General features: G+C 71.6%; 26 protein-coding genes. 13 read left to right on the top strand and 13 right to left on the bottom strand.

Translation table 11 applies throughout. The features are described 5' to 3' along the window. Positions 1-1,141, top strand: a 1,141-nt coding sequence (locus AB4Z01_RS30380) for a PBSX family phage terminase large subunit (RefSeq protein WP_441699964.1), incomplete at its 5' end; no start/stop codon positions are given. Between the two features lie 161 nt (positions 1,142-1,302). On the opposite strand, the gene AB4Z01_RS30375 is transcribed toward AB4Z01_RS30380, so the two are convergent. Then, the gene (locus tag AB4Z01_RS30375; protein ID WP_441699962.1) at positions 1,303-2,262 is read right to left on the bottom strand and encodes a LysR family transcriptional regulator; all 960 of its coding nucleotides are present in this window, start codon (positions 2,260-2,262) and stop codon (positions 1,303-1,305) included. 128 nt (positions 2,263-2,390) lie between these two features. Here AB4Z01_RS30375 and AB4Z01_RS30370 point away from each other — a divergent pair, with 128 nt between their 5' ends. From AB4Z01_RS30370 to AB4Z01_RS30360, 3 genes are all read left to right on the top strand, one after another. Next, complete coding sequence (locus AB4Z01_RS30370; RefSeq protein WP_441699961.1) at positions 2,391-3,314, top strand: crotonase/enoyl-CoA hydratase family protein; 924 nt, start codon at positions 2,391-2,393, stop codon at positions 3,312-3,314. A 44-nt stretch (positions 3,315-3,358) separates the two neighbouring features. Next, positions 3,359-4,177 carry a class I SAM-dependent methyltransferase gene (locus AB4Z01_RS30365; RefSeq protein ID WP_441699960.1) on the top strand — a complete coding sequence of 273 codons (819 nt, stop codon included), beginning with the start codon at positions 3,359-3,361 and terminating at the stop codon, positions 4,175-4,177. Between the two features lie 119 nt (positions 4,178-4,296). Further along, positions 4,297-4,719 (top strand): hypothetical protein, encoded by a 423-nt coding sequence (locus AB4Z01_RS30360; RefSeq protein WP_441699958.1) that lies wholly within the window; start codon positions 4,297-4,299, stop codon positions 4,717-4,719. 110 nt (positions 4,720-4,829) lie between these two features. On the opposite strand, the gene AB4Z01_RS30355 is transcribed toward AB4Z01_RS30360, so the two are convergent. The 3 genes from AB4Z01_RS30355 to AB4Z01_RS30345 form a co-directional block, all read right to left on the bottom strand. Beyond that, the gene (locus tag AB4Z01_RS30355) at positions 4,830-5,330 is read right to left on the bottom strand and encodes a hypothetical protein (RefSeq protein WP_441699956.1); all 501 of its coding nucleotides are present in this window, start codon (positions 5,328-5,330) and stop codon (positions 4,830-4,832) included. Between the two features lie 126 nt (positions 5,331-5,456). Continuing rightward, the gene (locus AB4Z01_RS30350; RefSeq protein ID WP_441699955.1) at positions 5,457-6,653 is read right to left on the bottom strand and encodes a hypothetical protein; all 1,197 of its coding nucleotides are present in this window, start codon (positions 6,651-6,653) and stop codon (positions 5,457-5,459) included. A gap of 111 nt (positions 6,654-6,764) precedes the next feature. Further along, positions 6,765-8,276: a cyclic nucleotide-binding domain-containing protein gene (locus AB4Z01_RS30345; RefSeq protein ID WP_441699953.1), complete on the bottom strand. Its 1,512-nt coding sequence runs from the start codon at positions 8,274-8,276 to the stop codon at positions 6,765-6,767. 410 nt (positions 8,277-8,686) lie between these two features. On the opposite strand from AB4Z01_RS30345, the gene AB4Z01_RS30340 reads away from it, so the two are divergent. Both AB4Z01_RS30340 and AB4Z01_RS30335 read left to right on the top strand, forming a co-directional pair. Then, positions 8,687-8,941 (top strand): hypothetical protein, encoded by a 255-nt coding sequence (locus AB4Z01_RS30340; protein ID WP_441699952.1) that lies wholly within the window; start codon positions 8,687-8,689, stop codon positions 8,939-8,941. A gap of 79 nt (positions 8,942-9,020) precedes the next feature. After that, a complete protein-coding gene (locus tag AB4Z01_RS30335; RefSeq protein WP_441699950.1) occupies positions 9,021-9,977 on the top strand; it encodes an amidoligase family protein in 957 nt (318 codons plus the stop codon). Positions 9,978-10,261: 284 nt separating this feature from the next. Here the strand turns inward: AB4Z01_RS30335 and gshB are convergent, their stop codons facing one another. From gshB to rsmI, 4 genes are all read right to left on the bottom strand, one after another. After that, a complete protein-coding gene (gene gshB / locus AB4Z01_RS30330; protein ID WP_441699948.1) occupies positions 10,262-11,209 on the bottom strand; it encodes a glutathione synthase in 948 nt (315 codons plus the stop codon). 8 nt (positions 11,210-11,217) lie between these two features. Beyond that, the gene (locus AB4Z01_RS30325; protein WP_441699947.1) at positions 11,218-12,036 is read right to left on the bottom strand and encodes a SirB1 family protein; all 819 of its coding nucleotides are present in this window, start codon (positions 12,034-12,036) and stop codon (positions 11,218-11,220) included. Between the two features lie 209 nt (positions 12,037-12,245). After that, positions 12,246-12,620, bottom strand: coding sequence for a YraN family protein (locus AB4Z01_RS30320; RefSeq protein WP_441699945.1), 375 nt, complete (start codon positions 12,618-12,620; stop codon positions 12,246-12,248). Continuing rightward, positions 12,610-13,554, bottom strand: a complete 945-nt coding sequence (rsmI, locus tag AB4Z01_RS30315) for a 16S rRNA (cytidine(1402)-2'-O)-methyltransferase (RefSeq protein ID WP_441699943.1) — start codon at positions 13,552-13,554, stop codon at positions 12,610-12,612. The genes AB4Z01_RS30320 and rsmI overlap by 11 nt, the downstream gene beginning before the upstream one ends. A gap of 83 nt (positions 13,555-13,637) precedes the next feature. On the opposite strand from rsmI, the gene AB4Z01_RS30310 reads away from it, so the two are divergent. The 3 genes from AB4Z01_RS30310 to AB4Z01_RS30300 all read left to right on the top strand — a co-directional run bounded on the left by AB4Z01_RS30310 (position 13,638) and on the right by AB4Z01_RS30300 (position 17,234). Beyond that, complete coding sequence (locus tag AB4Z01_RS30310) at positions 13,638-14,753, top strand: penicillin-binding protein activator (RefSeq protein WP_441699941.1); 1,116 nt, start codon at positions 13,638-13,640, stop codon at positions 14,751-14,753. A 51-nt stretch (positions 14,754-14,804) separates the two neighbouring features. Next, positions 14,805-16,400, top strand: coding sequence for a CYTH and CHAD domain-containing protein (locus AB4Z01_RS30305; RefSeq protein WP_441699939.1), 1,596 nt, complete (start codon positions 14,805-14,807; stop codon positions 16,398-16,400). A 201-nt stretch (positions 16,401-16,601) separates the two neighbouring features. After that, positions 16,602-17,234 (top strand): nucleotide-binding protein, encoded by a 633-nt coding sequence (locus AB4Z01_RS30300; protein ID WP_441699937.1) that lies wholly within the window; start codon positions 16,602-16,604, stop codon positions 17,232-17,234. Between the two features lie 133 nt (positions 17,235-17,367). Here AB4Z01_RS30300 and AB4Z01_RS30295 read toward each other — a convergent pair whose 3' ends face one another. Both AB4Z01_RS30295 and AB4Z01_RS30290 read right to left on the bottom strand, forming a co-directional pair. Further along, the gene (locus AB4Z01_RS30295; RefSeq protein ID WP_441699935.1) at positions 17,368-17,757 is read right to left on the bottom strand and encodes a RidA family protein; all 390 of its coding nucleotides are present in this window, start codon (positions 17,755-17,757) and stop codon (positions 17,368-17,370) included. A gap of 21 nt (positions 17,758-17,778) precedes the next feature. Continuing rightward, positions 17,779-18,663, bottom strand: a complete 885-nt coding sequence (locus tag AB4Z01_RS30290) for a PhzF family phenazine biosynthesis protein (RefSeq protein ID WP_441699934.1) — start codon at positions 18,661-18,663, stop codon at positions 17,779-17,781. A gap of 100 nt (positions 18,664-18,763) precedes the next feature. Between AB4Z01_RS30290 and AB4Z01_RS30285 the strand changes: the two genes are divergently transcribed. Further along, positions 18,764-19,645, top strand: a complete 882-nt coding sequence (locus AB4Z01_RS30285; RefSeq protein WP_441699932.1) for a LysR substrate-binding domain-containing protein — start codon at positions 18,764-18,766, stop codon at positions 19,643-19,645. A gap of 149 nt (positions 19,646-19,794) precedes the next feature. Beyond that, on the top strand, positions 19,795-20,562 hold the full coding sequence (locus AB4Z01_RS30280; protein WP_441699931.1) for a winged helix-turn-helix domain-containing protein: 768 nt from the start codon (positions 19,795-19,797) through the stop codon (positions 20,560-20,562). Positions 20,563-20,582: 20 nt separating this feature from the next. On the opposite strand, the gene AB4Z01_RS30275 is transcribed toward AB4Z01_RS30280, so the two are convergent. Further along, positions 20,583-21,470, bottom strand: coding sequence for a LysR substrate-binding domain-containing protein (locus tag AB4Z01_RS30275; RefSeq protein WP_441699929.1), 888 nt, complete (start codon positions 21,468-21,470; stop codon positions 20,583-20,585). Positions 21,471-21,567: 97 nt separating this feature from the next. Between AB4Z01_RS30275 and pyrF the strand changes: the two genes are divergently transcribed. Then, positions 21,568-22,407, top strand: coding sequence for an orotidine-5'-phosphate decarboxylase (gene pyrF / locus AB4Z01_RS30270; RefSeq protein ID WP_441699928.1), 840 nt, complete (start codon positions 21,568-21,570; stop codon positions 22,405-22,407). A gap of 18 nt (positions 22,408-22,425) precedes the next feature. On the opposite strand, the gene AB4Z01_RS30265 is transcribed toward pyrF, so the two are convergent. Together AB4Z01_RS30265 and AB4Z01_RS30260 are read right to left on the bottom strand one after the other, a co-directional pair. Further along, complete coding sequence (locus tag AB4Z01_RS30265) at positions 22,426-23,166, bottom strand: SDR family oxidoreductase (RefSeq protein ID WP_441699927.1); 741 nt, start codon at positions 23,164-23,166, stop codon at positions 22,426-22,428. Between the two features lie 70 nt (positions 23,167-23,236). Beyond that, positions 23,237-23,773, bottom strand: a complete 537-nt coding sequence (locus AB4Z01_RS30260; protein ID WP_441699926.1) for a TetR/AcrR family transcriptional regulator — start codon at positions 23,771-23,773, stop codon at positions 23,237-23,239. Between the two features lie 542 nt (positions 23,774-24,315). On the opposite strand from AB4Z01_RS30260, the gene AB4Z01_RS30255 reads away from it, so the two are divergent. Beyond that, positions 24,316-26,877, top strand: a 2,562-nt coding sequence (locus AB4Z01_RS30255; RefSeq protein WP_441699925.1) for a hypothetical protein, incomplete at its 3' end; no start/stop codon positions are given.

Genomic DNA, 26,877 nt, shown 5'->3' with positions numbered 1-26,877 from the left:
CTACAAGGCCGCGTTCGGCGGCCGCGGCTCCGGCAAGTCGCATGTCTTCGCCGAGCTGCTGGTGCGGCGCTGCATCGAGGCGGCGCCGCTGCGGGCGGTGTGCATCCGCGAGGTGCAGCGCTCGCTCGACCAGTCGGTCAAGCGGCTGATCGAGGACAAGATCCAGGCRCTGGGCGTSGGCCGCCACTTCCGGGTGCAGGCCGACCGCATCCTGACGCCCGGCGGCGGCCGGATCATCTTCCAGGGCATGCAGAACCACACGGCGGAGAGCATCAAATCGCTCGAGGGCTAYGACATCGCCTGGGTCGAGGAGGCGCAAGCCCTGTCGATCCGCAGCCTGGACCTGCTGCGCCCGACCMTSCGCAAGCCGGGRTCGGAGCTGTGGTTCTCGTGGAACCCGACCCGGGCGGACGACCCGGTGGATGCGCTGTTCCGCGCCGGGACGCCGCCGCCCGGCTCGCTGCTGGCGCCGGTGAAATAYTCCGACAACCCGCATTTCCCGGAGGTGCTGCGGGTGGAGATGGAGTGGGACCGGGGGCGCGMCCCGGACAAGCACCAGCATGTCTGGCTCGGCGGCTACCAGACCTTCAGCSAGGCSCGGGTGTTCGAGAACTGGAAGGTGGAGGCGTTCGAGACGCCGGCCGAYGCCCAATTCCTGTTCGGCGCCGACTGGGGCTTCGCCCGCGACCCGACGGTGCTGGTGCGCTGCTTCGTGACGGGCCGGACGCTGTTCRTCGACCACGAGGCCTATCAGGTCGGCTGCGAGATCGACCGCACGCCGGATCTCTTCGACACCATCCCGGAGGCGCGGACATGGCCGATCATCGCCGACAGCGCCCGGCCGGAGACCATCAGCTACATGCAGCGCAACGGCTTCGGCGACATCACCGGATCGACCAAGGGCGCCGGATCGGTCAAGGACGGGGTCGAGTTCCTGAAGGCGCACGACATCGTGGTGCATCCGCGCTGCCGGCACCTGATCGACGAGCTGGCGCTGTACAGCTATCGCACCCATCCGAAGACCGGCGTGATCCTGGCCGAGCTGGAGGACCGCGAGAACCACGCCATCGACGCCCTGCGCTATGCCGTCGAGGGGCTGCGGCGGGACGGCTATGACAGCTCGATGAAGTGGGTGGGGTGAGGAATGTCAGCGGGCCGCTTCAGCGAGACGGGAAATTGGGGGCGGAAGTGCTGTCGGACATTCAGCCTCCGATCGCCCATGCTGCCCTAATTCTCTGTCTCACCAGCGGGGTCCACTCCAAGAGGATGAGCAGCCACAAAATAGTGCAGTGTCACCGAGTTTCACCCGGGCTTGCGCGGCCTCCGCGCCGTCGCTTCGTCGCGGGATGCCTCGGTACCCTGATGTCTGACGTGCTCGATGAAGGCCCGGAGCTTCGGCAGAACCTGACGTCTGCCCAGATGATATAGAAAAACCCCCGGCGTGGTGACGGCGAAGGGCGTCAGCAGCGCCTCCAGGCGGCCGTCCGCGACCGGCGCCGCGGCCAGCGGGCCGGGCACCTGGGCCAGCCCGACGCCCCGGATCGCCGCACCGAGGAGCGTCGGGTAGTCATGCGCGATGAACGGCCCGGAGACGACGGCCTCGACCGCCTCGCTGCCGTCGGCAAAGGACCAGGGCGCGATCGACCCGTTCGACCGGCGCAGGCGCAGGCAGGCATGGCCGCGCAGATCGTCGACCCGCTCAGGCCGCGTTCTCCCGCGCAGATAATCGGGGCTGCCGACGACCATGAACGGGAACGGCGGCGTCAACCGCACGACCACCATATCGGGCGCGATGAACTGGCCGAGACGGATGCCCGCGTCGAAGCCGCCCACCGCGAGATCCACCATCTCGTCGCTTGCGGCGACCTCCAGCTCGATCTCGGCATAGGCCCGGCAGAAGGAGGCGATCACCGGCTCGAGGATCAGCGGGACGATGCCTCGGGGAACGGCGAGGCGCAGCAGCCCGGTCGGACGCTGCCCCAGGTCGCGCGCGGCCTCGACGGCGGCGACGAGCTCGCCGAACGCCGGCGCGGCGCGTTCGAGAAAGCGCTGGCCGGCCTCGGTCAGGCCGACGCTGCGCGTGGTGCGGGCGAGGAGCGCCGCGCCGATCCGCGCTTCCAGCGCCCGCACCGCCTGGCTGACGGCCGACGGCGTGACGGCGAGAGCCGCCGCGGCACGGCGGAAGCTGCGGTGCTTCGCCACTGCCAGAAACGTCTCGACGCCGTCGAGCGCGCCTTGCCGGACTGTGAAGTTCTGCTTCATGGCCTGACGAAATTATCGCCAATAGCCGCTCGCGGGAAGCGGCCGTAGCGTGACGCTGCGGATCGCGGAGCGCGGCCCATCCAGAGCCGAGGCCGCGCCGATCGCCCGAAACCCGAGGGGAACCTGCCATGACCGAAGCCCCTGACGGCATCCATCGCCGAGCTGTCCTGGCCGCCGGCGCGGCCGCTGCCGTGCTGGCCGGCAGCCGCGCGAGCGTCGCGCAGGACCGGCCGCCGAACGGGTCCGCTTCGACGGGCCGGGCGGCCCTGCCGGACACGGTCACAGTCGACCGGCTGGACGGGTCGATCCTGCTGATCGGCCTCGACCTGCAGGACCCGCAGAGGCGCATCGACCCCGCGACCTTCATCGGCCTGGGCCGGGCGTACCATCTGCTCGATCGCGATCCGGCACTGCGGGTCGGAATCCTCCATGCCCAGGGCCCCGATTTCGCCACCGGCCTGGAGCCGGCAGGCTGGGAACCCTTCCTGCGCGCCGGCCGCTTCGATCCGGGAACCCGCGAATTCGTCAACCCGGTCGGCACGGTGCCGCCCCGGCGCGAGAAGCCGCTGGTCGTCGCCGTTCAGGGCAGGACCCAGCTGGCCGGCCACGAACTGTTCCTGGCCGCCGATATCCGCGTCGCCGCGAGCGACACCGTGTTCGGCCAGAGCGAAGTGACCCGAGGGCATTTCCCGGCCGGCGGCGCGACGATCCGCTTCGTTCGCGAGGCCGGCTGGGGCAATGCGATGCGGTACATGCTGACCGGGGAGGAATGGGGGGCCGACGAGGCTTGCCGTCTCGGTCTTGTTCAACATGTGACCACGCCCGGGCAGCAGCTCGATCGCGCGATCGCCGTCGCCCGCCTGATCGCCGCCGCGGCCCCGCTCGGCATCCGGGCGACGCTCGGCTCGGCGCGTCATGCGCTCAGCGACGGCCAGGACGCCGCCTTCGCGGCGCTGTTCGCCGAACTCGGCCGGCTCGCGCAGAGCGAAGACCACCAGGAATATTTCCGCGCCCTCCAGGAGCACCGCGCTCCCGCCTATCGCGGCCGCTGACGGCGGCCGGTACGCCCAGGCCCATCCCAACCAGGAGCATTGCCATGACCGAAAGCCTTGACGGCGTGCGCGACCATTATCGCGCCACCGGCCTGACCGAGCGGCTGAAGACAGCGCTCAGCGCGCTCGGCCCGGAGGATCGGCGGCTCACGCCGCAGCAACTGGCCGTCCTCGACCAGTTTCACACCCGCGGGCTCGCCGCGACCGCCGAGCTTGCCGCGGCGGCGGGGATCACCGCCGGCATGTCGGTCCTCGACATCGGCTCGGGCATCGGCGGGCCGGCGCGCTTCCTGGCGGCCACCTGCGGCTGCCGGGTCGCGGGGGTGGATCTGAGCGAATCCTTCGTCGAGGCCGCCCGCACCCTGACGGAGCGCACGGGACAGGGCGGGGAGGTGTCTTTCCAGGTCGGCAGCGCGCTGGCGCTGCCGTTCGGCGACGGCTGTTTCGACGCCGCGCTGCTGCAGCATGTGGCGATGAACATCTCCGACCGGGCGCGGTTGTACCGCGAGATCCGGCGCGTGCTGAAGCCGGGCGGCAGGTTTGCGACCTTCGACGTCGTGGCGACCGGCGGCGAGCCGCATTACCCCGTGCCCTGGGCGCGAACGCCCGCAACCAGCTTTCTGCTGACGCCCGCCGCGACGCGCGAGGCGGTCGAACGGACCGGCTTCCGCACGCTGACATGGCAGGACGACACCGAGGCCGCCAAGGCCTGGTTCGCCCGGCTGCTCGCGTCGGGGCCGCCGCCCGCGCCCAATCTCGGCGTGGTGATGGGGCCGGACTTCGCCCAGCTCACGACCAACCTCGGACGCAACCTGATGCAGGGCCGGCTCGGCATCCTGACGGCGGTGTTCGAAGCCGCATAGCCCGGCGCGCGACAGGAGATCACATGTCACCGGCAGATATCTTCAACCTGCACCTCGTTCTGGGTTATGCCCCGTGGCTGCTTTGCTTCGGGACCTATGTCTGGCCGAGGCTGAAGGCGATGGACCGGGTCGAGGCGCAGCGCGCCATCGCCACGTTGCACAGCTTCCGCTTCTTCGGGCTCGTCTTCCTCGTCCCGGGCGTGGTCGGCCCCGGCCTGCCCCATGATTTCGCTGCGTTCGCGGCCTATGGCGACTTCGCGACCGGCCTGCTGGCCATGCTGGCGCTCCTCATGGTCAGGACCGGTCCGCTCTTCCAGCTATCCGTCGCCGCGTTCAATCTGGTGGGAGCGATCGACATCCTCGTCGACTACTATCACGGCAACCAGATCGATCTCCCGGCATTGTCGGGAGATCTGGGGGCCGCCTACGCGATCCCGATCCTCTACGTCCCCGTGCTGATGATCACGCATGTCGCCGCCTTCTATCTGCTGGCGCGCCCCAGGCCCGAGACGGTCCCGGCGGTCGGCGGCAGCCCGGGTTGAAGCGACCGAATTCGGTGACAGTGGATGAATTCCCAGTTCGGCCACGGTGGACGGCACCCCTGGACTGAGACAGAAGCATCAGGGCGAGATGGGCGATCGGCGGGAGGGTCTCACCGGCGCGCCAGCGACAGGTCCGTCGTCACCCTGGGCACGCCGTGGTCCCCGCTATCCGTCACCAGGATCTGGAGCCGGTCGGGACCCAGGCTGACGATCCGCAGACYGGCCGTCATGTGGCCGTTGACCGGCTGGGGCCAACTGATGAGGAGATCGATGGCCGGGCCTGCCAGCTGGCCGGTCAGCCGCGCCGGCCCGACCTTCGAACCGGTATAGGTGCCGGTCATCCGGCSGGTCTGGGGATCGAGGGACAGGTCGGCGCYGACCGACCGCGAGAAGATCAGATAGGCCCAGCAGGTTCCGTCCAGCGCGATCCGGTTCGGCTGCCGCTGCAGCACCTCGAAGTCGCACCTCACCTCTTGCGGCGYGGCGTCGGGRCCGTCYGCGACCACGCCYTCGGCATCGAAGGAGCCGGTGTACCGATCGAGAGGCGCGGCGGCTGCCGACACCGTGAGCATCGCAGCGACGCCCCCAGCCAGGCATGAGAGCTTGGGCATGTCCTCACCCTCCTTCCGCCGTCAGGACGCCGGGCCAGCTCAGCGCATCGACCCCCGGAACGCAACATACAACGAGCCAAGGGCCGACACGGACGGGAGCGGATGACGGCAAGGCAGGTGCACGGATCAATCCGGGTGACCCGGACCTGTTCCACCCCGGTTCGATCCATCCTTGCGCGCATCCGCCCGTACGCGCTCCAGGGATCCGGCGGGTATGCCGGTCAGCGACGTCAGCCAGGCGCCGAGGGCGATCCACTCGTCGGCGAGAGCAATGGTCTCATCGAGACCGGCCGATGCCGCCGCCGGCTCATCGTCTCTCGTTCCCTCTTCGATACCGTCCAGCCAGCCGTTCACGTCGGCCATCAGGCGATCGTAGTCCCGGTCCAGATCGGTCGGTTCGGCGGCTTCGGCCGGCGGCGGTGCGGAGCGGGCCGGAGCGAGCGGCGGTGGGGCCGGCCGATGGGGCCGAACCGGCTTGGGGATTGCAGGATCGCGGATGCCATCCCGCAGATCCGCCCCTGCGCGATCCGCCGGAACCGCGGCGGGCCGGAACACGGGGTGACTGGCGATCCTTTCGGTGAGGGACGGACCGGAACTGGGGACGGTTCCCAGCCTCGGGGCCGAATTGCCGATCCGGGTCGCCGGCCAGGAGGCCGACAGCATCCATGGCTGCCTCGCCAGGTCTTCCTGGGGCAGGGCATCCCGGATCGCGTCGATGCCATGCGTGGGTTCGCGCGGGTCGGGGGTCAGCTCCCGCACCTCGCCGACATAGCCCTTGCCGTAGGTCCCGACGAAATCGCCCCTGACGTTCAGGCACAGGCCCACGGGCGCGGCTTTTCTTCGGGCCCGGATCGAGCGCGCCATCTGCCGCGGCTTGAAGGCGTTGAAGGCCGACGCCTTCAGATGCGCCTCCATCCCGGGGCCGTTGAGCGAGACGAACGGGCGGCCGGACCACGCGCCGACCACCTGCGCCAAGGCGCCGCCGAGGGAATGGCCCACGATCGAGACCGGCTTGCCGCCGCAATTCTGCTCGGCCCACCGCACCAGCTTCTTGGCCGAGCCCGCCATGTTGGGGACGACGAGGACCGCGATGCGGGCGTTGGCCGAGCTCTGCGAGACCGGAGCGCTCATCGGCCCGCCCTTGGTTCCAGAAAAGGCGACGATCACCTCCTCGTCGCCTTCGAAGACCGATCCCTGGAAGCCGTTGCCGTACCAGGTCGCCGTCTCGGTCTTGCGGACGCGCCAGCGGTTGGGCACATGGCCCTCGGGATCGTTCTGGTACGCCGCATCGGCGATGTCGAGATAGTCGCGGATGGTTGCCATGGGACCGGATGGTGTCTGCGATGGGTGATCCAGAACTGCCGCCGGCCTGTTGCTGCAGTGTGTCCGTCCCGATCCGGATGGTGACGCCTGTAACAGAGGGCCGCGGCATGGTCACAGGTCGAACAGGTGCCGGATCCGTGCGGCCAGGCCGGGCGCCGACGCGGCGGCCTGGCCGTGGCCCTGCTCGAGGCGATGCCGCTCGCTGGCGGTGCGCCGGGCCAGGAGGGTGCCGAGCTCCTCGGCGATGCCCGGGCGGTCCCGCAGCAGCGGGGCCAGGCCGTCCTGGGTGATCTCGTAGGCGACGACCGGCGTCAGGGCGCGGATCGTGCCGGGCTCGCCCTCGCCGGTCAGCAGGCCGCCTTCGCCGAAGAAGTCGCCGGGCGCCAGGCGCCGCAGCTCCGTCCCGCGGCCATGGTCCTGCCGGGTGTCGGTGGCGACGCCGCTGCGCACGATCATCAGCGATGTCAGCACCGCCCCCTGCTCGACCAGGGTGTCGCCGGCGCGGAAGCTGCGGCGGGTCATGGTCGCGGCCAGCGCGTCCTTCTCGTCCTCGGTCAGGGCATCGAACAGCGCGATCGAGTCGAGCAGGCGCTGCGGCGTGCTGCGGCGGCGGGCCGGCGCGTCCCCGGGCTTCACCGGCGCGGGGGCGGCGACCAGCGCCTCGGTGGTCGAGGCCAGGCACAGCCCGCCCGCCCTGGCATGGCGCCAGATCAGGTCGTAGATCTCGCTCTTCGCCTTGCCGGTCGCCGACAGGTCCGCCACCCGGAACGACAGCTCCAGCTCGACCGCATCCGCGTCCAGCGCGGTCACCAGCACGCCCGGCTCGGGGATCGGCAGGATCGCATCGCTGCTGAGCAGCACCGAGCGCATCACCTCCGCCATCGCCGACGGCATCGTGGTCGGCTGGAACCGCACCTTCAGCGACGCGCCATGGCTGCGCTCCGGGCTGCTGAGATTGACCAGCCGCGCCTTCGCCAGGTCGCTGTTGGGGACGATGACCAGGTCGTTGGCGCCGCTGAGCAGATGGGTCGCCCGCCAGTTGGTCTCCACCACCCGGCCCTCGATGCCGCTGCCCAGCACCAGCCAGTCGCCGATGCCGTAGGGCCGGCTGAGGTTCAGCGCGATGCCGGAGAACACGTCGCTCAGCGTGCTCTGCAGCGCCAGGCCGAGGATGATGGCGAACACGCCGGAGGTGGCGATCAGCGTCCCGACCGGCGCGTCGAAGACATAGGCGACGACCGACAGCAGGGCGCCGACATAGATGATGCCGACCACCAGGTCCTGCAGCAGCCGGCCCTCGCGCGGCTGCTGCTCGAAGATCAGGAAGACGCGGACGATGCTGATCAGCGACCAGGCCGCGTTGGTCCACCAGACCACCTTGGCCAGGCCGACGAAGACGCGCTGCAGGTTGGAGGCGGTGTCCGGCCCCGGCTGGTAGGGCACGATGTCGTGGTACAGCAGCAGGGCGGTGAGCGCCGCGAAGAAGGCGAGCTGCCCGACCAGCCGCCGGGTCGGGTGGTGGCGCAGCACGATGCGCGTCACCACGGCGCCGATCACGGCCAGCACGCCGGTCTGCACGATCGGATCGCGGATCACGTCGAGCATATCCGTGACGCCGGGCATCAGCAGGCCCCGCGCCGCACGGCGGCCGGGCGGCCGATGCCGGGCGGACCCGGGCTTTGATCCAGCAGCGCGAGCCGCGCGTTCCGATGCCAAGCCGACATTGCCCGTCTCCTGCGCGGCGGGAGCCCGCACGGGCAGGTGCCGCTGCTTCCGATCGCGATCGGCATTCCGATTGCCGCCGAAGAGGCTAGGCGAGCCGGGGACCGGAATAAACCGTCCATCCCGGCACGTCGAGCTATGCCAAGGTATTGGGGGGACGCGCCTGCATTCCGAATCGAGGTGAAGCGAAGCGGCGGCCGCGATCCGGCCTTGCCGCGGCCCGATCAAAGCCACTTTCGCCGGGCATCACTGCAGCGCCCGGCGGGGATGCGGCGACGATCCCGACGCCGGGGCAGAGGGAGGGGGCTCCGATGCGTGCGACCCGTTTCGTCATCACCCTGCTGGCCGTGCTGGCGCCCGGCAGCGCGGTGGCCATGACCACCTATATCTACTGCATCAACGACCGGATCGAGGTCGACCCGCGCGACCCGCAGGAGATGCGCTCCGACCGCGGCGATTCGGAGATCTGCATCATCGGCCCATCCTTCGATTTCGGGCCGGATGCGACGCGCTGGGTCGAGGCCAATCTGCGCAGCGGCGTCGGCGGGGCCTGCACCTGCAAGTGAGCCGGGGGACTCGCATTGGCCGTCCGCCCCCCAATATGAGCCGGGATCCTGCCCGCGAACCAAAGGACCCCGACGGCCCGTGCCGCCATCCGCTTCCTTCCAGCCGCTGCCCGACCCGGCGCCCGAATCCCCGCGCCTGGTTGGGGTCGAGGTCGAGTTCATGGGGCCCTCCGCCCGGCGCGCGGCGCAGGCGCTGGCCGCCGGCGTCGGCGGTGACGTGGTCGCGGAGGATGCCCACGCCTTCGCGGTGCGGGGCAGCGAACTGGGCGACCTGGCGGTGGAGCTGGACCTGCGCTATGCCCATCCGCAACGGCACGGCATGACCTTGCCGGTGCGGATCGGGCCGAAGGCCGCCGCCGGGCTGGGGTGGCTGGTGTCCGGCGCGGTGCCGCGCGAGCTGATCGTGCCGCCGCTGCCGGCCGGGCGGCTGGCCGAGGTCGACCGCATCCTCGGCCTGCTGCGCGCGGCCGGCGCCCATGGCCGAGGCACCACATTCTTCGGGTCGCTGGGGCTGCATTTCAACATCGACGCGCCGGCCGCGGATTTGCCCCGGATCACCGCGGTCATGCTGGCCTTCGGGCTGCTGGAAGCGCGGCTGCGGCGCGAGATCGCGCAGGGGCAGCGGCGGCTGGAGCGGCATCTGCCGCCGCCGTATCCGCCGGAGTTCCTGCACCGGATCGCGGCGCCGGGCTACCGGCCCGACCAGGCCCGGCTGGTCGACGACTACCTGGCGGCCAACCCGACCCGCGACCGTGGCCTGGACCTGCTGCCGCTGCTGCTGGGGCTGGACCCGGCGCGGGTGCGGGCCAAGCTGCCGTATGAGAAGATCGCCGCCCGCCCGGTGTTCCATTTCCGGCTGCCCCAAGCCCATCCCGGCGAGGCCGGCTGGAGCATCGCGGCGGATTGGAACCGCTGGGTGGCGGTCGAGCGGCTGGCGGCGGATGGCGAGAGGCTGGCCGCCGCGGCGCGGGCGTATCGCGCCGGGGAGGAGGCGTGGGGCGATGGGAGCGGTCCGTTGGTAGACGCGATCACCTGAACCGGCGCGAGTGTTGTTGCCTCCCCCGCTTGCAAAACCTTTCAGAATTCCCCAAACCCGTCATCCCCGCGAAAGCGGGGATCTCGTAACGATCGGACCGGAAAGAGATTCCCGCGTTCGCGGGAATGACGGTAAAGGGATGGATTGCCGTTCTGAAAAGGTCTCGCAAGCGGGAGAGGCAATCGGTTGGTCCGAACCGGATGGGACAGGCCGATACAAGCGGCCCTGGATGGCCACGCCCCTGCGGGGCTCGCCATGACGGGTCTATATGCCTGACCGCCGGTCTACATCCCCGCCCGGCGGGCCTCGATCGCATCCCACAGGACGGCCTCGACCTTGACCCCGTCGAGGCGGTTGATCTCGTGGATGCCGGTCGGCGAGGTGACGTTGATCTCGGTCAAATAGTCGCCGATCACGTCGATGCCGACGAAGATCTGGCCGGTGGCCCGCAGGTCCGGGCCGATGCGGGCGCAGATCTCGCGCTCGCGCTCGGTCAGCGCGGTCTTCTGCGCCCGGCCGCCGACATGCAGGTTGGCCCGCGCCTCGCCTTCCGACGGCACGCGGCTGACGGCGCCGACCGGCTCGCCCTCGACCAGGATGATGCGCTTGTCGCCCTGGCGGATCTCCGGCAAATAGCGCTGGATCATGATCGGCTCGCGGTACATCCGCTCATAGACCTCGAGCAGCGCCACCAGGTTCTCGTCGTCCGGGCGGATGCGGAACACGCCGGCGCCGCCATTGCCGTAGAGCGGCTTGACGATGATGTCGCCATGCTCGCGCCGGAAGGCGCGGATCTCGTCGCGGTCCGACGTGATCAGGGTCGGCGGCATCAGCTCCGGGTAGTGCGTGACCAGCAGCTTCTCCGGCGCGTTGCGGACCTCGCGCGGGTCGTTCACCACCAGGACGCGGTCGGCGACATGCTCCAGCAGATGGGTCGCGGTGATGTAGCCCATGTCGAAGGGCGGGTCCTGGCGCATCAGGATGACGTCGACGGCGCCGAGATCGACCGTCTCCCACTCCGCGAACGCGAAATGGTTGCCGCGCACCGCCTGCACCGTCAGCGGCCGCGCCTTGGCGGTCAACTTGCCGTCGTGCAGGGACAGGGCCCGCGGCAGATAGTGCCACAGGCGGTGGCCGCGCGCCTGCGCCTCCAGCGCCATGGCGAAGGTCGAATCCCCGCCAATGTCGATGGTCTCGATCGGGTCCATCTGGATGGCGACGGCAAGGCCCATGATTGTTCTCAGTTGAGACTGGTGCGGAAGGACTGGAGCAGGATCGCGGCCTCGTGCCGCTGGACCTCCGGCTCGCCGGGGGCGGAGACGTAGCGGTCGAGCGCATCGATCGCGGCGCGCATGTTGCCGAGCCGGGCGTAGAGGATGCCGGATTCGCGCAGCAGCGGCGCGTGCAGCGGGGCGAAGCGGCGCATCGCCTCGATCACCGACACCGCCTTGGCGAAGTCGCCGGCGCGGATGTGGCGGACCTTCAGGTTGTTCTGCAGCCTGAGCAGTATGTCGCGGTCGGACACCGGCTCATAATGCTCGGGCACCAGCTCGGCGCCGGCGTCGAGCACGGCCTTCAGGAGGTCGCGCAGCTCGCCCGGGCCGCGGCGCATGCCGGCGTGGAACGGGTCGAGGATGGTGCGGGTGCCGCCGGCGTCGAGCCGGACCAGGAAGTGGCTGGGGAAGTTCAGCCCGACCATGGTCCAGCCCTGGGCCCGGGCGACGTGCAGGTAGAGGATGCCGAGCGTCACCGGCAGGCCCTTCCGCCGGTCGATCACCCGCATCAGGTTGGCGTTCTGCAGGTCGTCATAGCTGTCGACGTCGCCGGCATAGCCCCAGCGCCGGGCCAGCACCGCGGTCAGGGACTCGGCGGGCGACAGCCGCTCGGCCTCGCGCGCGACGTCGCCGACCAGCTGGTCGAGATGGCGGCGGTACCAGTCGAACCCGACGCCGCGCGGCCGGTCGAGCGCCGCCAGCGCCAGCGCCGCCTCGGCGAGATCGATGGCGTCGTCCGGCTGAGCGCCGGCGCGGTCGAGTATCGACTGGATCGTCGGGTCCATAGGTTCTGACTTAGCCCGACTCCGCCGCTGATTCCACTACCGATCGAATGGGCTGCCTGGTGAACGTTCCGAACCATTCCTGTTCTGTCATTGCCGGGCTTGACCCGACAATCCAGGGGCCACCCGGAGCGGCCTCGACATTTCCTGGATGCCCGGGTCAAGCCCGGGCATGACAGATTGTGGGGTTATGCCCTTCACCGATGGCCCTGCTAACGATCGACCTGCCAGGCGTCGGCGATGTGGACGGGCCAGCGCCAGGGCCGCACCACCACCAGATCGAAGCGCAGGTCGTGGTCGCGGGCATAGCGCGGCTGCTGCGCCAGGAACAGCGTCGCCGCCCGCTGCAGCCGCTCGCGCTGGCGCGGCTGCAGCGCCAGCAACCCGCTGGTCAGGTCGGGCCGGGCCTTGACCTCGACGAAGGCGACGGTGCGGCCGCGCCGGGCGACGATGTCGACCTCGCCGAGCGGCGTCTTCAGCCGCCGCGCCAGGATGCGCCAGCCCTTGGCCCGCAAGAGCCACGCCGCCGCCCGCTCGGCCTTGAGGCCGAAGGCCTCGGCGCGGCGGCGGGAATCGTCATGTCTCATCGGCGAGGTCGAGCGCCAGGCGGTAGACCTCGCGCTTCGGCTCCCCGGTCGCCGCCGCCACGGCCTCGACCGCGTCGCGCAGGCTCATGCTGGCCAGGGCGCGGCGGAGCTGGCCGGCCAAGTCTTCCTCGCTCGGCCGGGCCGCGGCGCCGGGCGGGCCGATGACGATGACGATCTCGCCCTTGGGCGGCCCGGCCTCGGCGTAATGCGCCGCCAGCTCCGGCAGCGGGCCGCGCCGCACCTCCTCGAACAGCTTGGTCAGCTCGCGCGTCACCGCCGCCTCGCGGTCGCCCAGCACCGCCGCCAGATCCACCAGGCACTCGGGCAGCCGGTGCGGCGCCTCGAACAGGATCAGGGTGGCGGCGATCGGCGCCAGCTCGGCCAGGAAGGTGCGGCGGGCGGCGGATTTCGGCGGCGGGAAGCCGGCGAACAGGAAGCGGTCGGACGGCAGGCCGGACAGCAGCAGCCCGACCAGCGGCGCCGAGGCGCCGGGCAGGCAGGTCACTGCCAGCCCCTGGTCCCGCGCCGCCCGGGCCAGCTTGTAGCCGGGGTCGGAGATCAGCGGCATGCCGGCATCGGAGACCAGCGCGATCGCCTCGCCCTCGGCGATCCGGCGCAGGATCTTCGGCCGCATCTCGGCGGCGTTGTGCTCGTGATAGGGAATCAGCTTGGTGCGGATGCCGTGGATCGACATCAGCCGGCCGGTGGTGCGGGTGTCCTCGCAGGCGATCGCGTCGGCGCCGCGGAGCAAATCCAGCGCCCGGAGCGTTATGTCGGAGGCATTGCCGATCGGGACCGCGGTCAGGTAAAGGCCGGGCGCCGGTTTGTTCGGCTCCGGTTTACTCGGCGATGCAGCGCCGGTAGGGTCGGCAACAGAGGGCCGCCGCTGCCCGGCGCCGCTGGATGGTCGAGAGTGAGGGGGCGTCCGTGACAATATTGGCGACAGTCGCAGGGGGATCGATGGGCCGGGGTCGGTCGAGGCTGAACCGCCTCGTGCGTCTTGCAGGCGCCGCCGCGATGGCCGCGGCGCTCGCCGCCTGCGCCCAGACCGTACCGAGGCCGACCCCGATCACGCAAGCGCCGACGCTGGGGCCGGCCGCGCCGACCCGGCCGGATGACGGCGTGCTGCGGGTCGGGCTGCTGCTGCCGCTGTCCGGCGGCAGCGCTTCGCTGGGCGAGGCGATGCAGCGCGCGGCGCAGATGGCGGTGTTCGACACCGGCACCCAGGTCGAGCTGCTGCCGCGCGACACCGGCGACAACCCGGCCACCGCGGGCGAGGCCGCGCGGTCGGTGATCGCCCAAGGCGCCGACATCATCCTGGGGCCGCTGTTCAGCAAGTCGGTCAGCCCGGTGGCGCAGCAGGCCCGTTCGGCCGGCATCAACGTCGTCGCCTTCAGCACCGACACCGCCCAGGCCGGCGGCAACGTGTTCCTGCTGAGCTTCCTGCCGCAGCAGGCAGTCGACCGGATCGTCGGCTACGGCGCCAGCCAGGGCATGCGCCGCTTCGCGCTGCTGGCGCCGCGATCGGCCTATGGCCAGATCGTCAGCCGGGCGCTGACCGAGGCCGCCGTGAAGTACAATGTCGAGGCGCCGGTGGTCGAGCTGTACGACAGCAAGCTGTCCGATCCGACGGAGCTGCAGCAGAAGCTGCAGGCGACCCAGGTCGACGCCGTGATCGTGGCCGATGTCGGCAACCGGCTGAGCGTGGTGGCGCCGATGCTGGGCTATTCCGGCATCACCGCCAAGCTGATGGGCACCGGCCAGTGGGACGACCCGCAGGTCAGCCGCCAATCCTATCTGGCGGGCGCCTGGTACGCCGCGCCCGACCCGACGCGCCGCGCCGATTTCGAGACCCGCTACGCCCAGCAGTTCGGCGGCCCGCCGCCGCGGCTGGCGACGCTGGCCTATGACGCGGTGGCGCTGACCGCGTCGCTGGCCAGCCAGCCAGCCGGCGGCAACCCGTTCAACACCACGGCGCTGCAGGACCCGAACGGGTTCGTCGGCATCGACGGCATCTTCCGCTTCGGCCCGAACGGGCTGGTGCAGCGCGGCCTGGCCGTGCTGGAGGCGCAGCCGACCGGGCCGACCGTGGTCGAATCGGCGCCGGACAGCTTCTCGGGCGCCGCGTTTTAAGGTAGGTACGGGGGCTCCGGCGTCGTCGACGTCGTGAGCCGGGAGATGCCGATGTCGACCGTTCAGCCGAGCCGGCCGAACGAGCAGCCCAGCGGGGGCGGCCTGCCCCCGGAAGCCCCCGTCGAGATCGAGCTGAAGCTGCGCGTGGCGCCGGGCGATCTCGACCGGCTGCGCGGCGCCGATGTGCTGACGCGGATCGCGGCCGGGCCGGGCACCACCCGGTCGCTGACCTCCTTCTACTACGACACGCCGGACTGCGCGCTGCAGCGCCGCGGCATCACCCTGCGCGTGCGCCGCATCGGCCAGCGCTTCGTCCAGACGCTGAAGACCGAGCGTCGCGGCGACGGCCTGGCCCGCGGCGAGTGGGAAGTGGCGCTGCCGGCGATGGTGCCGGCGCCCGACGCCTTCGACGACCCGGAGGCGAAGTCCCTGCTGGACGGCGTGCCGGTCGAGGCCCTGACCCATCTGTTCACCTCGCGCATCCAGCGCGAGACCCGGATCCTGTCGCTGCCGGATGCGGTGGTCGAATGCGCCTTCGACACCGGTACGATCGAGACCCGCGACGCCAGCGACCCGGTGGCCGAGGTCGAGCTGGAGCTGAAGGAGGGCCGCGCCGCCGCCCTGTACCGGCTGGCGCTGTCCTTCCTGGACGAGGTGCCGCTGCGGGTCAGCGAGGTGACCAAGGCGGAGCGCGGCTATCGCCTGGTGGCGCGCCGCCCGCCCGGGGTGATGTACGATCCGAAGACGCCGGTGACCTCGCGCATGACGGTGGACGAGGCGATCGCCACCGTGCTGGCCCGCTGTCTGCGGCACTGGACCGCCAACGAGGCGGCGGCCGAGGATGGCGGCGACCCCGGCGGCGTGCACCAGATGCGGGTGGCGCTGCGCCGGCTGCGCTCGGCGCTGACCCTGTTCAAGAAGACCGTGCCGTCGCCGACGCTGGACTGGCTGCGCGACGAGTCGAAATGGCTGGCCGGCGCGCTGGGGCCGGCGCGCGACTGGGACGTCTTCCTGGGCGCCACGATCGAGCCGCTGGACACGATGCGGCCGGACGATTCCGGCATCGGCGCCCTGCGCGCCGCGGCCCAGCGCCAGCGCGAGGCCGGCTATGCCGGGGTGCGCCAGGCCCTGGCCGATCCGCGCTGCGCCCGGCTGCACCTGACGCTGGGCGAGTGGCTGGAGCGGCGGGGCTGGCGCGACCACGCCTCGACCGCGACGCTGACCGAGCTGGTCGAGCCGATCGACGGGCTGGCCGGGCGGCTGATCGGCCGGGCGCACCGCAAGGTGGTGACCGGCGGCCGGCACCTCGCCCGGCTGGACCCGCCCCAGCGGCACCAGGTGCGGATCGCGCTGAAGCGGCTGCGCTACGCCATGGACTTCTTCCGGCCGCTGTATCCGGAGAAGCGGGCCAAGCCCTTCGCGGCGCAGCTGTCGAAGCTGCAGGACGCCTTCGGCCATCTCAACGACGTCGCCACCGCCGAGGCGCTGCTGCAGCGCCTGGCCGCCGATTCCGCCGACCCGGCGCTGCACCGCGCCGCCGGCATGGTGCTGGGCTGGCACGCCCGCGGCGCCGAATCGACCGAGCCGGAGCTGCTGGCGCAGTGGGATGCCTTCCGAGCGGTCAGGCCGTTCTGGACGAAAGAGTGAGGCTGATGGCCGGTCTCCTCGGCTGCAGCAGGGTATTTTCTCTCTATTGTCATTGCCGGGCTTGACCCGGCAATCCAGAGGATGTCGACAGTCTCTGGATGCTCGGGTCAAGCCCGGGCATGACAGTTCAGGTTTACCTGCGTTCGGCCCATTGATCCGTTCATCGACTCGCCGGATCGAGGCCAGGAAAAGGATGCCGGCATGATTTCCGTGCTCGTCGCGAACACCAAGGGCGGCTGCGGCAAGACCACGATCGCGACGACGCTGGCCTCGGCCTTCGCCGGGCAGGGCCATTTCACGGTCCTGGCCGATGTCGACCGCCAGCATTCCAGCCTGGATTGGGCCAGGCGCCGGCCGGATGCCGCCCCGGCCCTGGCCGGGCTGGACTGGGCGAAGTCGGAGTTCGCGGTGCCGAAGGATGCCGAGCGGGTGGTGATCGACGCCCCGGCGGCGCTGAAGATGAAGGATGTCGAGGCGCTGGTGAAGATGGCGGATGTGATCGTCCTGCCGGTGCTGCCCTCGGCCTTCGACGAGGGGGCGACCCGCCGCTTCCTGACCCGGCTGGAAGAGCTGAAGGCGATCCGCAAGAGCCGCGCCGCGGTGGCCATCGTCGGCAACCGGATGCGGGTGCGGACCCGGGCGGCGGCCCAGCTGGACGCCTTCCTGGGCGGGCTGGGCCACACCGTGGTGACGCGGATCCGCGACAGCGCCGCCTATACCGACGCCGCGGCCGACGGCCTCAGCGTGTTCGACCTGCGCGGCCGCCGCGCCGAGGACCTGCGCACGGACTGGGCGCCGCTGCTGCGGCATATCGAGCAGGCGGGCGGGGCTTGATCCCCTTTCCTTTGTCGTCATTCCCGCGAAAGCGGGAATCTCTTTCCGGCCCAAGCGTGACGAGATCCCCGCTTTCGCGGGGATTGACGGTTTGGGAGTTTTTGGAAGGCCACTCGCGGGAGTGGCAACCGGCTCACCCCTGCGCCGGCAGCCGCGCCGTCGCTTCGATCTCGACCCGCATATGCGGCTGCACCAGCTGGGCGAAGATCGTGGTGTTGGCCGGCCGGGCCGCGTCGCAGTGGCGGCGGATGATCGGCACGATGCGCTCGAACTCGGCTTGGCTGGTGACGTAGATCACCACCCGCACCAGATGCTCCAGCCCTGCCCCGGCCTGGCCGAGCGCCCAGGCGATGTTGCGGAAGCAGTTCTCGCACTGGCTCTCGACATCCTCCGGGAAGGAGAAGTCGGTGGCATTGAAGCCGGTGGTGCCGGAGACGAGGACCCAGCCGTCCGCCACCACGGCGCGGGCGTAGCCGGCGCGGTCCTCATAAGGCGAGCCGGTGAAGATGCGGGTTCCGATCATGGTCTGTCCTTTCGGTGAAAATCAGAGATACAGCGCGCCGCCGGCGACGGTGACGCAGCGGCCGCGCAGCTCGACCCGGCCCTGCCCCAGCCGCACCACGATGCGGCTGGGCCGGCCGAGCGCGTGGCCCTGTTCGATCGCGACCTCGCCAGACGCCGGCATCAGGCCGCGTTCGGCGAGATGCCAGGCCAGCGGGCCGGCGGCGCTGCCGGTCGCCGGATCTTCCCACAGCCCGACGGTCGGGTTGAAGAAGCGCGCATGGGCCGCGGCCGTGGGGTCGATCGGGTCGAGGCTGTAGAGGTAGCAGCCCTGGGCCCCGGCCCGGCGCAGCTCCGCCAGCAGCCGGGCGGCATCCGGGCCGGCCGCCGCCACCGCGGCGCGGTCGCGGGCCTGGACCATGAGATGCGGCGCGCCGGTCGAGACCGTGCGTGGGTTGGGCAGCAGGTCGCCGCCGCGCAGGCCCAGCGCCGCCGCCAGCGCCGCCGGATCGGGATGCTCCGCCAGGGCCTGCGGCTCGCCCTGGGTCAGGCCGATCGAGGCGAGCCTGCCGCCCTGCGCCTCGACCGTGACCGGCAGAAGCCGGCCGCCGAGCTGCTGGGTGAGCGCCAGGCCGTCGCCGAGCGGGCCGAGCCGCCCCGATTCCGCCAGCCACCACCAGGCGCCGAGCGAATTGTGGCCGGCGCCCGAGACCTCGGCCCCGGCCGGGGTGAAGGAGCGCAGCCGGGACGCGGCGCCGGGGTCGGTCGGCGCCAGCAGGAAGGTGGTCTCGGACTGGTTGAGCTCGCGCGCGATCCGGCGCAGCAGGGCCTCATCGAGCCCGTCCGCCTCCGGCACCACGGCCAGCGGGTTGCCGGCCAGCGGTTGGTCGGCGAAGACATCGACCAGATGGAACGGGACGGTCGTCATGGCGAGCCTTGAATCAGTCTCAGGATCCGGTGGCATCATTTCGTTGCAACGGTGCCGGATCCAAGCGAGAAGTCCTCAGCGTTATTGAGGAAATCTCAACATGCCCCTGCCCTCCCTGAACGCGCTGCAGGCGGCCGAGGCGGTGGGGCGGCTCGGCTCGCTCTCTCGTGCCGCCGACGCGCTGGGCGTGACCCCGAGTGCCGTGAGCCACCGGCTGCGCGGGCTGGAGCAGCAGCTGGGCCTGGGCCTGTTCGAGCGCGGCGAGGCCGGGCTGGTGCCGACCGCGGCCGGGCGGCGCCTGCTGCCGGGCCTGAGCGAAGGCTTCCAGCGCATCGCCGCGGCGGTGGCCGAGGCGACGGCGCAGGAGCGCGGCACCGTGACCGTCACCTGCGGCCTGGCCTTCGCCGCGAAGTGGCTGGTGCCGCGGCTGGTCGGGCTGGCAGCGCGCCACCCGGAGCTGGAGGTGCGGCTGGTCACCACCAGCCGGCTGGTCGAGTTCGACCGCGAGGACATCGACCTGGGCATCCGCTTCGGCCGCGGCCGCTGGCCCGGCCTGAAGGCCGAGCTGGTGGCGCCGCAGCCGCTGATCCCGGTCGCGAGCCCTGCGATCGCCGCCGCCCTGGCCGATCCATCAGCCGGTCGGGGGGTGCCGCTGATCGAGGACGAGCAGAGCCTGTTCGGCTGGGATGCCTGGCTGGCGACCGGCGGCCCCACCGCCCTGGCCGGCCATCCGCGCCGGCGCTTCCCCGACGCGTCGCTGGCGGTCGAGGCCGCCCTGGCCGGGCACGGGCTGTGGCTGGCCTGGCCGCTGCTGGTCGACGAGGCGCTGCAGTCCGGCCGGCTGGTGCGTGCCTTTTCCGACACGATCGATGCCGGCCTCGGCTACTGGCTGGTCTCTACCCCCGCCCGCTGGCGCCGCCCGGAGGCCGCCCGGTTCCGCGCATGGATCACCGGCACGATCGGGGAGCGGCAGCCGGGCTGAACCGTCACGCGGCGGGGACCGGCCGGGCCGTGCGGCATGCCGGTGGTGCGACGAGATGGACGGTAACGTCCGCCCATGGCGAGCCGAATGGCAGGCGCAAGCATCTTGGCGGCAACCGGAAGACTCCGGACTGTGGAGCGTCTCCCATCATGAACATCGATACCCCGGCGACCCGGTCGACAGAGGTCCTGGCAAGTTCCCGGAGCGAGCATCCGGCACGAATCCTGGTGATCAGGGCTGACCCGGCAACCGCGGGCTCGATCGCCGGCTATCTCGATCGTTACGGATTTCAGGTCAGAACGAGATCGACCCTGCAGGACGGGCTGCGCGACCTGGCCGCGAGGGTGCCGGGTCTGGTGATCCTGCATCTCGGCCGGGCCGAGGGGCTGGAGACGCTGCGCGCGATCCGGTCGCAGTCCGACGTGCCGGTGATCGCCGTCACCCAGGACGACGAGCTCGACCGCGTCCTGAGCCTGGAGCTGGGCGCCGATGATTGCATCACCGCCCCCGTCGGGCTGCGCGAGCTCGTCGCCCGGGTGCGAGCCGTGCTGCGGCGGCGGCTGGTCGGCTGGCCGGGACCGGGGGGCGGGCCGGACCGCGGCCGCGTCCGCTTCGGCGGCTGGGTCCTGGACCGCCGGCGCCATGTCCTGACCGATCCGGCCGGGTCTGCCGTCGGCCTGTCGAAGGGCGAGTATGCGCTGCTGGTCGCCTTCCTCGACGCGCCGCGGCGGCCGCTCTCGCGGGTGCAGCTGCTGCAGGCCACACGCCTGCACGAGGACATCTTCGACCGGTCGATCGACGTCCAGGTGCTGCGGCTGCGGCGGAAGCTGGAAGCCGAGCCGGGCGCACCGCGGCTGATCAAGACCGAGCGCGGCGTCGGCTACATGTTCACCGCGCCGGTCGACCGGATCTTCTGAAGGAGCGGAGCGTCCGGGCGTCAGCCGGCCGGCGGCGGCCTGGCCTTGCGGCCTTCCGCCACCAGCCAGCGGGCCAGGCGGTCCGCCGCCGGGTGGCTGGCCAGCGTCGGCCGCAGGCAGGTGAAGCGGGTGGGGAGCGGCCGGAAGCCCCAGGGCGCGACCAGCCGTCCGGCCTCGATGTCGGATTGTGCGAAGGCCCAGGCCGTGACCGCGATGCCCAGCCCGGCCGCCGCCGCCTCCAGCATGTAGGAGTTGTGCTCGAACGACCGCTCGGCCGCCGGCCGCGGCAAGTCGATGCCGGCATCCGCCGCCCAGCGGGCCCAGCTCTCGGCGAAGGTCTCGCTGTGCAGCCGCGGCAGCAGTAGCGCCTCCGCGCGGCCCGCCTTGCCGAACAGGCCGGGGGAGAGGACGGGGCCGAAGGCATGGGCCAGGAAGGGCGTCGCGGCCATGCCCGGCGGCGCCGCGCCGCGATGCGGCCGGATCGCGGCCTGGATGCCGCCGCGGCCGAATTCGACCGGGCCGCCATCCTCGACGATCCGGACCTGGATGCCGGGGTTGGCCTCGATGAAGCCGGCGAGGCGCGGGATCAGCCACTTCATGGCGAAGGTGCCGGGCGAGGAGACCACCAGCTCCTCGCCCACCTCGGCCCCGGGCAGCCCGGCCGCGATCCGGTCGAAGGCCGTCGCCAGGCAGACGGCGAGCTCCCGCCCCGCCGGGGTGAGGGTCAGCGCATGCCGCGGGCCGGCCAGCAGCGCCGCGCCCAGCTGCCGCTCCAGCGCCTTGACCTGGCGGCTGACGGCGCCGTGGGTGACGCAAAGCTCGTCCGCCGCGCGCACCATCGAGCCCGCGCGGGCGAAGGCCTCGAAGGCCTGCAATGCCTTCAGCGATGGCAGCCGCCGCCTGACCATGTGACCCCAGCTCACATCCCCGACCGGCTTAGTCGATTGCGGCGGAAAGGCCAAGGCCCGATCACATCCGGGTCATTCCCCAGCAGGAGCCGCACCGATGGCCAGCTTCGCCGAGCGTTTCGCCGACCTCTCGATCCACCGATCGCCGCTCTGCCTCGGCCTCGACCCGTCGCCGGAGCTGCTGCGGCACTGGGGGCTGGCCGAAGACCCGGCCGGGCTGCGCAGCTTCTGCGGCCGGGTGCTGGAGGCGGCGGACGGTCTGGTCGCGGTGATCAAGCCGCAATCCGGTTTCTTCGAGCGCTTCGGCCCGGAGGGCATGGCCGAGCTGGCCGCCGTGAACGCCCAGATCCGCAGCCGTGGGGCGCTGTGCCTGATCGACGCCAAGCGCGGCGACCTGGCCGGCACCATGGCCGGCTATGCCGCCGCCATGCTGGGGGCCGGCAGCGGCTTCGGCGGCGACGCGGTGACCGTCAGCGCCTATCTCGGCCTCGACGCGCTGCGGCCGGTGTTCGACCGCGCCGCGGCGACGGGGACCGGCGTCTTCGTCGTCGTCCGGTCCTCGAACCCGGAGGGCCGCGCGCTGCAATCGGCCCGCCATGCCKACGGCCGCACGGTGGCCGAGGCCCTGGCCGACGGGATCACCGCCTGGAACGCGGCGCGGGGCCCGGGCGTCGGCCCGGTGGGCGCCGTGGTCGGCGCGACGATCGATCCGGCCGAGGCCGCCCTGATCGACCGCCTGCCGCATTCCCTGCTGCTGGCGCCCGGCATCGGCCCGCAGGGCGCGGCGATGGCCGATGTGGCGGCGAATTTTTCGGCCGCGCGCGGGCGGGTGCTGCCGCTGGTCTCGCGCGCCGTCCTCCGCGCCGGGCCGGCGCCCGCGGCCCTGCGCGACGCGATCAGGCAGTGCCAGGAGGCGGCCTGGTCGCTGTGGCCGTAGGGCGCCGGATCACCGGGATCAGAGCACGAAGCCGCCGTCGATGGTGAGGCTGGCGCCGGTCATGTAGCCGGAGTCGTCGCCGGCGAGATAGGACACCAGCGTCGCGACTTCCCCCGGCTGGCCGACGCGGCGCAGCGGGACCATCCCGGTCAAGGCGGGGATGTGCCCTTCGTTCATGTCGGTGTCGGTCGGCCCCGGCTGGATGTTGTTGACGGTGATCCGGCGCGGCGCCAGGTCGAGGGCGATGCCCTTGACCATGGCCGCCACCGCCGCCTTGGTCATGACGTAGACGCTGGCCCCGGGGACCGTCGCCCGATCCGCCGCGCAGCTGCCGATGGTGATGACGCGGCCGCCGTCGCGCATCTGCGCCGCGGCCGCCTGGATCGCCAGGAACACGCCGCGGATGTTGATGGCGAGCATCCGGTCGAGGTCCTCGAGCCCGAACGCGTCGATCGTGGCCAGGCGCAGGATGCCGGCATTGACCACCACGGCGTCGATCGGGCCGAAGCGCTCCACCGTCCGCGCCACCGCGGCGCGGATCGCCGCCGGGTCGGCGCTGTCGGCCTCGACCGCCAGCGCCCGGCCGCCGCCGGCCTCGATGGTGCGGACCAGCTGTTCCGCCTTGTCCGGCCGGGAGACATAGGTCAGCGCGACCGTGAACCCGTCCCGGGCCAGCCGCGTCGCGGCCGCGGCGCCGATGCCGCGCGACCCTCCGAACACCAGCGCCACCTTCTGCCGAACCACCGTCTCGTCGCTCATCTTCGTGTCCGTTCTTGACTGATCGATCCATAACTGTTCATGGCAAAGCCGGCCGGAACCGAACGGCCTTTTACCGTGCCGTCAGGCGATCGATCGCGAACGCCGCCATCCGGCGCAGATCCTCGAGCCCGGCGCCGCCGCGGGCGGCAAGCTGCAGCCCGGTCATCGTCATCGCGATGAAATCCGCGGCATCCCCGGCATCGATCTTCGGGTCGATCTCGCCGCCCGCCTGGCCCTCGCGGATGCGCTCGACCAGCCGGGCCCGCAGCGGCGCCGCCGCCTTCGCCCGCAGCGCGGCGACATCCGGATCGGACGCGCCGAACTCGCCGACCGAGCCCACGCCCATGCAGCCCAGGCCGCGCAGCCCGTCATCCTCGGCGATCAGGCCGAGCAGCAGGTCGCGCAGGCCGGCCAGCGGCGAGGCGGGGGCGCCCAGCCGCTGCAGATGGCCGCCGACCGTGCCCTGCTGATAGGCCTCCAGCGCCTCGAGATACAGCCGCCGCTTGTCGCCGAAGGCGTTGTAGAGGCTCTGCCGGCCGATCCCCATCGCCTGGACCAGGTCGTCGGTCGAGGCCGCGGCGAAGCCGCGGGCCCAGAACACCCGCATCGCCCGCTGCAAGGCACCGCCGCGATCGAATTCCCGTGGTCTCACCATGCGCCACGGATAGCGATTATGGACTGATCAGTCAATAACGATCAGGCCGGGTCCGATCAGAGTTCGCGTCAAGCCGGCATCTGCCGTCGGCAAGCAGCCAGTCAATGCGGAACACTGCAACGGGTCCGAATGACAAGTAACGGCCGAGCTGTGCCATCGGATCGCCAAAGACAAGGCGCCGATCGAGCGTCACGATCAAGATCCCACCGAAGCCAGAATCTGGACCCATCGAATCTACCCATCTGGACCTAAGACATACCGGTTTATGGGCATAAGCTGCCCTTTACATCCGCATTGGATGACCGGCGCCGCGACGTGGGGACCTGTCCGCGCCGGACGGAGATGCGGCATTGAATGAGCGATCTTTGGGGGCTGAGATGGCGAACACGCCGACGTCCGACACCCGTTCCACGACCTGCATGCGGACCGTGGCCAGCGCGGCCGGAGAGTCCGGCGCTCCGACCCGAGCGGCGCGGCCCCTCTCGCGCAGGATGATGCCCTCCCTCTCCCGGTCCGGCCTGATCGCCGGACTGCTCGGCACCACCGCCTGGCTCGCCATGCCGGCCCCGGCCGCGGCGCAAAGCTGCCCGCAGGGGGTCTATTACGACTGCATCTTCGGCACCGTGGGACAGGGGGGCGGGTCGGACTTCGGTGGCCCGGGCGGCCCGGGAGGAGCGGTCAACGCGCCGACGGTCACGGCCACCAGCGCGGCTGAGGCTCCGTCCGGCAACAGCCTGCCCGGCTTCCTGGCCTTGGGCCAAGGGGGCGTCGGAGGGGTCGGCGGAGCGAACAGCGACAGCGCCGGAGGCGTTACGGGCGGCGCCGGCGGCGGCGGTGGTGCGGTCACCGGCACCGTCGGGATCATCCTGGCCGGCGCGACCGCGAATGCCGTCACCGCGACCACGGCGGGTAACAGCTCGCCCGGCGCCTATGCCGTCAGCCTCGGCGGGCAAGGCGGTCTCGGCGGCTATGTAGATACCGGCCTGGGCGGTGACAGCTCCGGCGGCGCGGGCGGCGCGGGCGGAGCAGCCGGTGACGTCGTTGTCGGCGGCGATATCGGCGACTCTTCTGTCGGCCTCACCGCCATCATCTCCACCGGCGGCACGTCCTCTCCCGGCATCGTCGCCCAGTCCGAGGGCGGTGCCGGCGGCACCGGCGGCGGCGGAACCGGTGAGAAATTCAAGGGTGGGAACGGCGGGAACGGCGGCGCCGCGGGCGCTGTGACGGTCACCGTCGGCGACGGCTCCGTCATCACGACGACGGGGGGAAGTTCCGTCGGCATCCTGGCGCAGTCTCTCGGCGGGGCAGCCGGCCTGGGAGGAGACGGAAACAACGACAGCGGCGGCACGGGCGGCACGGGCGGCGATGCAGGCCCCGCGGCGGTGGACAACAACGGCTCGATCAGCACCCAGGGCCAGGCGGCCCATGGCATCGTCGCACAGTCGCTGGCCGGGGGCGGCGGGTCCGGCGGCGCCTCCTGGGGTCTCTTTCACTCCAACGGCGGCACAGGGGCCACAGGCGGCACCTCCGACGAGGCCAGCGTGGAGACCAACGGGACGGTCACGACGATCGGGCCGAATGCGTTCGGCGTCCTGCTTCAGTCAATCGGCGGCGGCGGCGGTGCCGGCGGCAACGCCAGCGGCGTCATCTCGAATGTCGGCGGCAGCGGCGGCTTCGCGGCCGATGGCGGCACCGTGAGCTTCACGGCAGGGAACGGAGATATCTCGACCACGAGCGACAATATCCTCACGACCAGCGGCATCTCCGCCATCGGCGTGCTGGGCCAGTCGATCGGCGGCGGCGGCGGCGATGGCGGCGGTTCAGCCGGCGTTTTCGTGACCATCGGCGGCACCGGCACCGGCGGCGGCAACGGCGGATGGGCCATTGGCAAGCTCGACCCGGGCACCCAGACCAGCACGTCGGGGGACGGTGCCGCCGCCATGGTGATGCAGTCGATCGGCGGCGGCGGCGGCAACGGCGGAAATGCCGCGACCGGGGGGCTGTTCGCCGGGGTCGGCATTGGCGGCACGGCCGGCACGGGGGGCACCGGAGGACCAGTCGACATCCTGACAACCGGGGCGACGGTCACGACCTCCGGCTCGAAGTCGCCCGGCCTTGTGGCGCAGTCGATCGGCGGAGGCGGCGGAACCGGTGGCCAGGCCTTCGCCGGCTCCATCGGACCCGGCTTTGCGTCCGACGTGACGGTCGGCGGCACGGGTGGCGATGGCGGAGCCGGCGGTTCGGCTGTCGTCGAAGTGACAGGCGGTTCGATCGCGACCGGCCAGGATCAGGGGCTCACTGGCGACAGCAGCGATCCGAGCAGCTGCTCATCGCTGCCCTGCAACACGCTTCCGGTCGACAGCTACGGGGTCGTGGTCCAGAGCATCGGCGGCGGGGGCGGGCTCGGCGGATCGGCGATGTCGAAGGCCGTGGCCATCGCGATCCCGGTGACCGGCGGCGGCAGCCAGGTCGGGGTGGCCAGCTCAGTGTCCCTGGGCGGGAAAGGCGGCAGCGGCGGCGCCGGAAGTACCGTGCAATTCTCCCTGTCGGACGGCGGCACCATCACCACCAACGGCCAGGGGTCCACCGCCGTGCTGGCCCAGAGCATCGGCGGCGGCGGCGGCGCCGGCGGCGACTCCTCCGCGAGCGCCGCAGTGCTGGGATATGGTGAGTTGTCGGTGCCAAGTGACGCCCACTCGGAAGGCTTGTCGATCACGGTCTCGATGGGCGGCACCGGCGGCGGCGGCGGCGCGGGCGGTCTGGTGCAGGTCGCGCTCGGCGGCACGTTCACATGGGACCAGAGCCTGAACCAGGGCCAGGGCGGTTACGACCTCACCCCGGACCAGGGTCTGGCCCCGACCTCCATCGTCACCTATGGCGACTTCGCGACCGGACTCAAGGCGCAGTCTATCGGCGGCGGCGGCGGCGATGCCGGGTTCGGCAGCGGCAACACGCAGGATTTCGGCACCGGAGCCAGCGGGGCGGTCAAGGTCACCTTGGGCTCGACCGGCGGGTCCGGAGGCGCCGGCGGCGACGTGCAGGCTGCTCTCTTCGCC

Source organism: Inquilinus sp. YAF38, from assembly GCF_052113205.1.
Lineage (GTDB): Bacteria > Pseudomonadota > Alphaproteobacteria > DSM-16000 > Inquilinaceae > Inquilinus.
This window is presented reverse-complemented; position numbering and strand designations above follow the sequence as displayed.

Coding starts and splice junctions, on each gene's coding strand:
- AB4Z01_RS30375 (WP_441699962.1), bottom strand. CDS start 2,262: ATGAAGCAGAACTTCACAGTCCGGCAAGGCGCGCTCGACGGCGTCGAG.
- AB4Z01_RS30370 (WP_441699961.1), top strand. CDS start 2,391: ATGACCGAAGCCCCTGACGGCATCCATCGCCGAGCTGTCCTGGCCGCC.
- AB4Z01_RS30365 (WP_441699960.1), top strand. CDS start 3,359: ATGACCGAAAGCCTTGACGGCGTGCGCGACCATTATCGCGCCACCGGC.
- AB4Z01_RS30360 (WP_441699958.1), top strand. CDS start 4,297: ATGGACCGGGTCGAGGCGCAGCGCGCCATCGCCACGTTGCACAGCTTC.
- AB4Z01_RS30350 (WP_441699955.1), bottom strand. CDS start 6,653: ATGGCAACCATCCGCGACTATCTCGACATCGCCGATGCGGCGTACCAG.
- AB4Z01_RS30345 (WP_441699953.1), bottom strand. CDS start 8,276: ATGCCCGGCGTCACGGATATGCTCGACGTGATCCGCGATCCGATCGTG.
- AB4Z01_RS30340 (WP_441699952.1), top strand. CDS start 8,687: ATGCGTGCGACCCGTTTCGTCATCACCCTGCTGGCCGTGCTGGCGCCC.
- gshB (WP_441699948.1), bottom strand. CDS start 11,209: ATGGGCCTTGCCGTCGCCATCCAGATGGACCCGATCGAGACCATCGAC.
- AB4Z01_RS30325 (WP_441699947.1), bottom strand. CDS start 12,036: ATGGACCCGACGATCCAGTCGATACTCGACCGCGCCGGCGCTCAGCCG.
- AB4Z01_RS30320 (WP_441699945.1), bottom strand. CDS start 12,620: ATGAGACATGACGATTCCCGCCGCCGCGCCGAGGCCTTCGGCCTCAAG.
- AB4Z01_RS30310 (WP_441699941.1), top strand. CDS start 13,638: ATGGCCGCGGCGCTCGCCGCCTGCGCCCAGACCGTACCGAGGCCGACC.
- AB4Z01_RS30305 (WP_441699939.1), top strand. CDS start 14,805: ATGTCGACCGTTCAGCCGAGCCGGCCGAACGAGCAGCCCAGCGGGGGC.
- AB4Z01_RS30300 (WP_441699937.1), top strand. CDS start 16,602: ATGATTTCCGTGCTCGTCGCGAACACCAAGGGCGGCTGCGGCAAGACC.
- AB4Z01_RS30295 (WP_441699935.1), bottom strand. CDS start 17,757: ATGATCGGAACCCGCATCTTCACCGGCTCGCCTTATGAGGACCGCGCC.
- AB4Z01_RS30290 (WP_441699934.1), bottom strand. CDS start 18,663: ATGACGACCGTCCCGTTCCATCTGGTCGATGTCTTCGCCGACCAACCG.
- AB4Z01_RS30285 (WP_441699932.1), top strand. CDS start 18,764: ATGCCCCTGCCCTCCCTGAACGCGCTGCAGGCGGCCGAGGCGGTGGGG.
- AB4Z01_RS30280 (WP_441699931.1), top strand. CDS start 19,795: ATGAACATCGATACCCCGGCGACCCGGTCGACAGAGGTCCTGGCAAGT.
- AB4Z01_RS30275 (WP_441699929.1), bottom strand. CDS start 21,470: ATGGTCAGGCGGCGGCTGCCATCGCTGAAGGCATTGCAGGCCTTCGAG.
- AB4Z01_RS30265 (WP_441699927.1), bottom strand. CDS start 23,166: ATGAGCGACGAGACGGTGGTTCGGCAGAAGGTGGCGCTGGTGTTCGGA.
- AB4Z01_RS30260 (WP_441699926.1), bottom strand. CDS start 23,773: ATGCGGGTGTTCTGGGCCCGCGGCTTCGCCGCGGCCTCGACCGACGAC.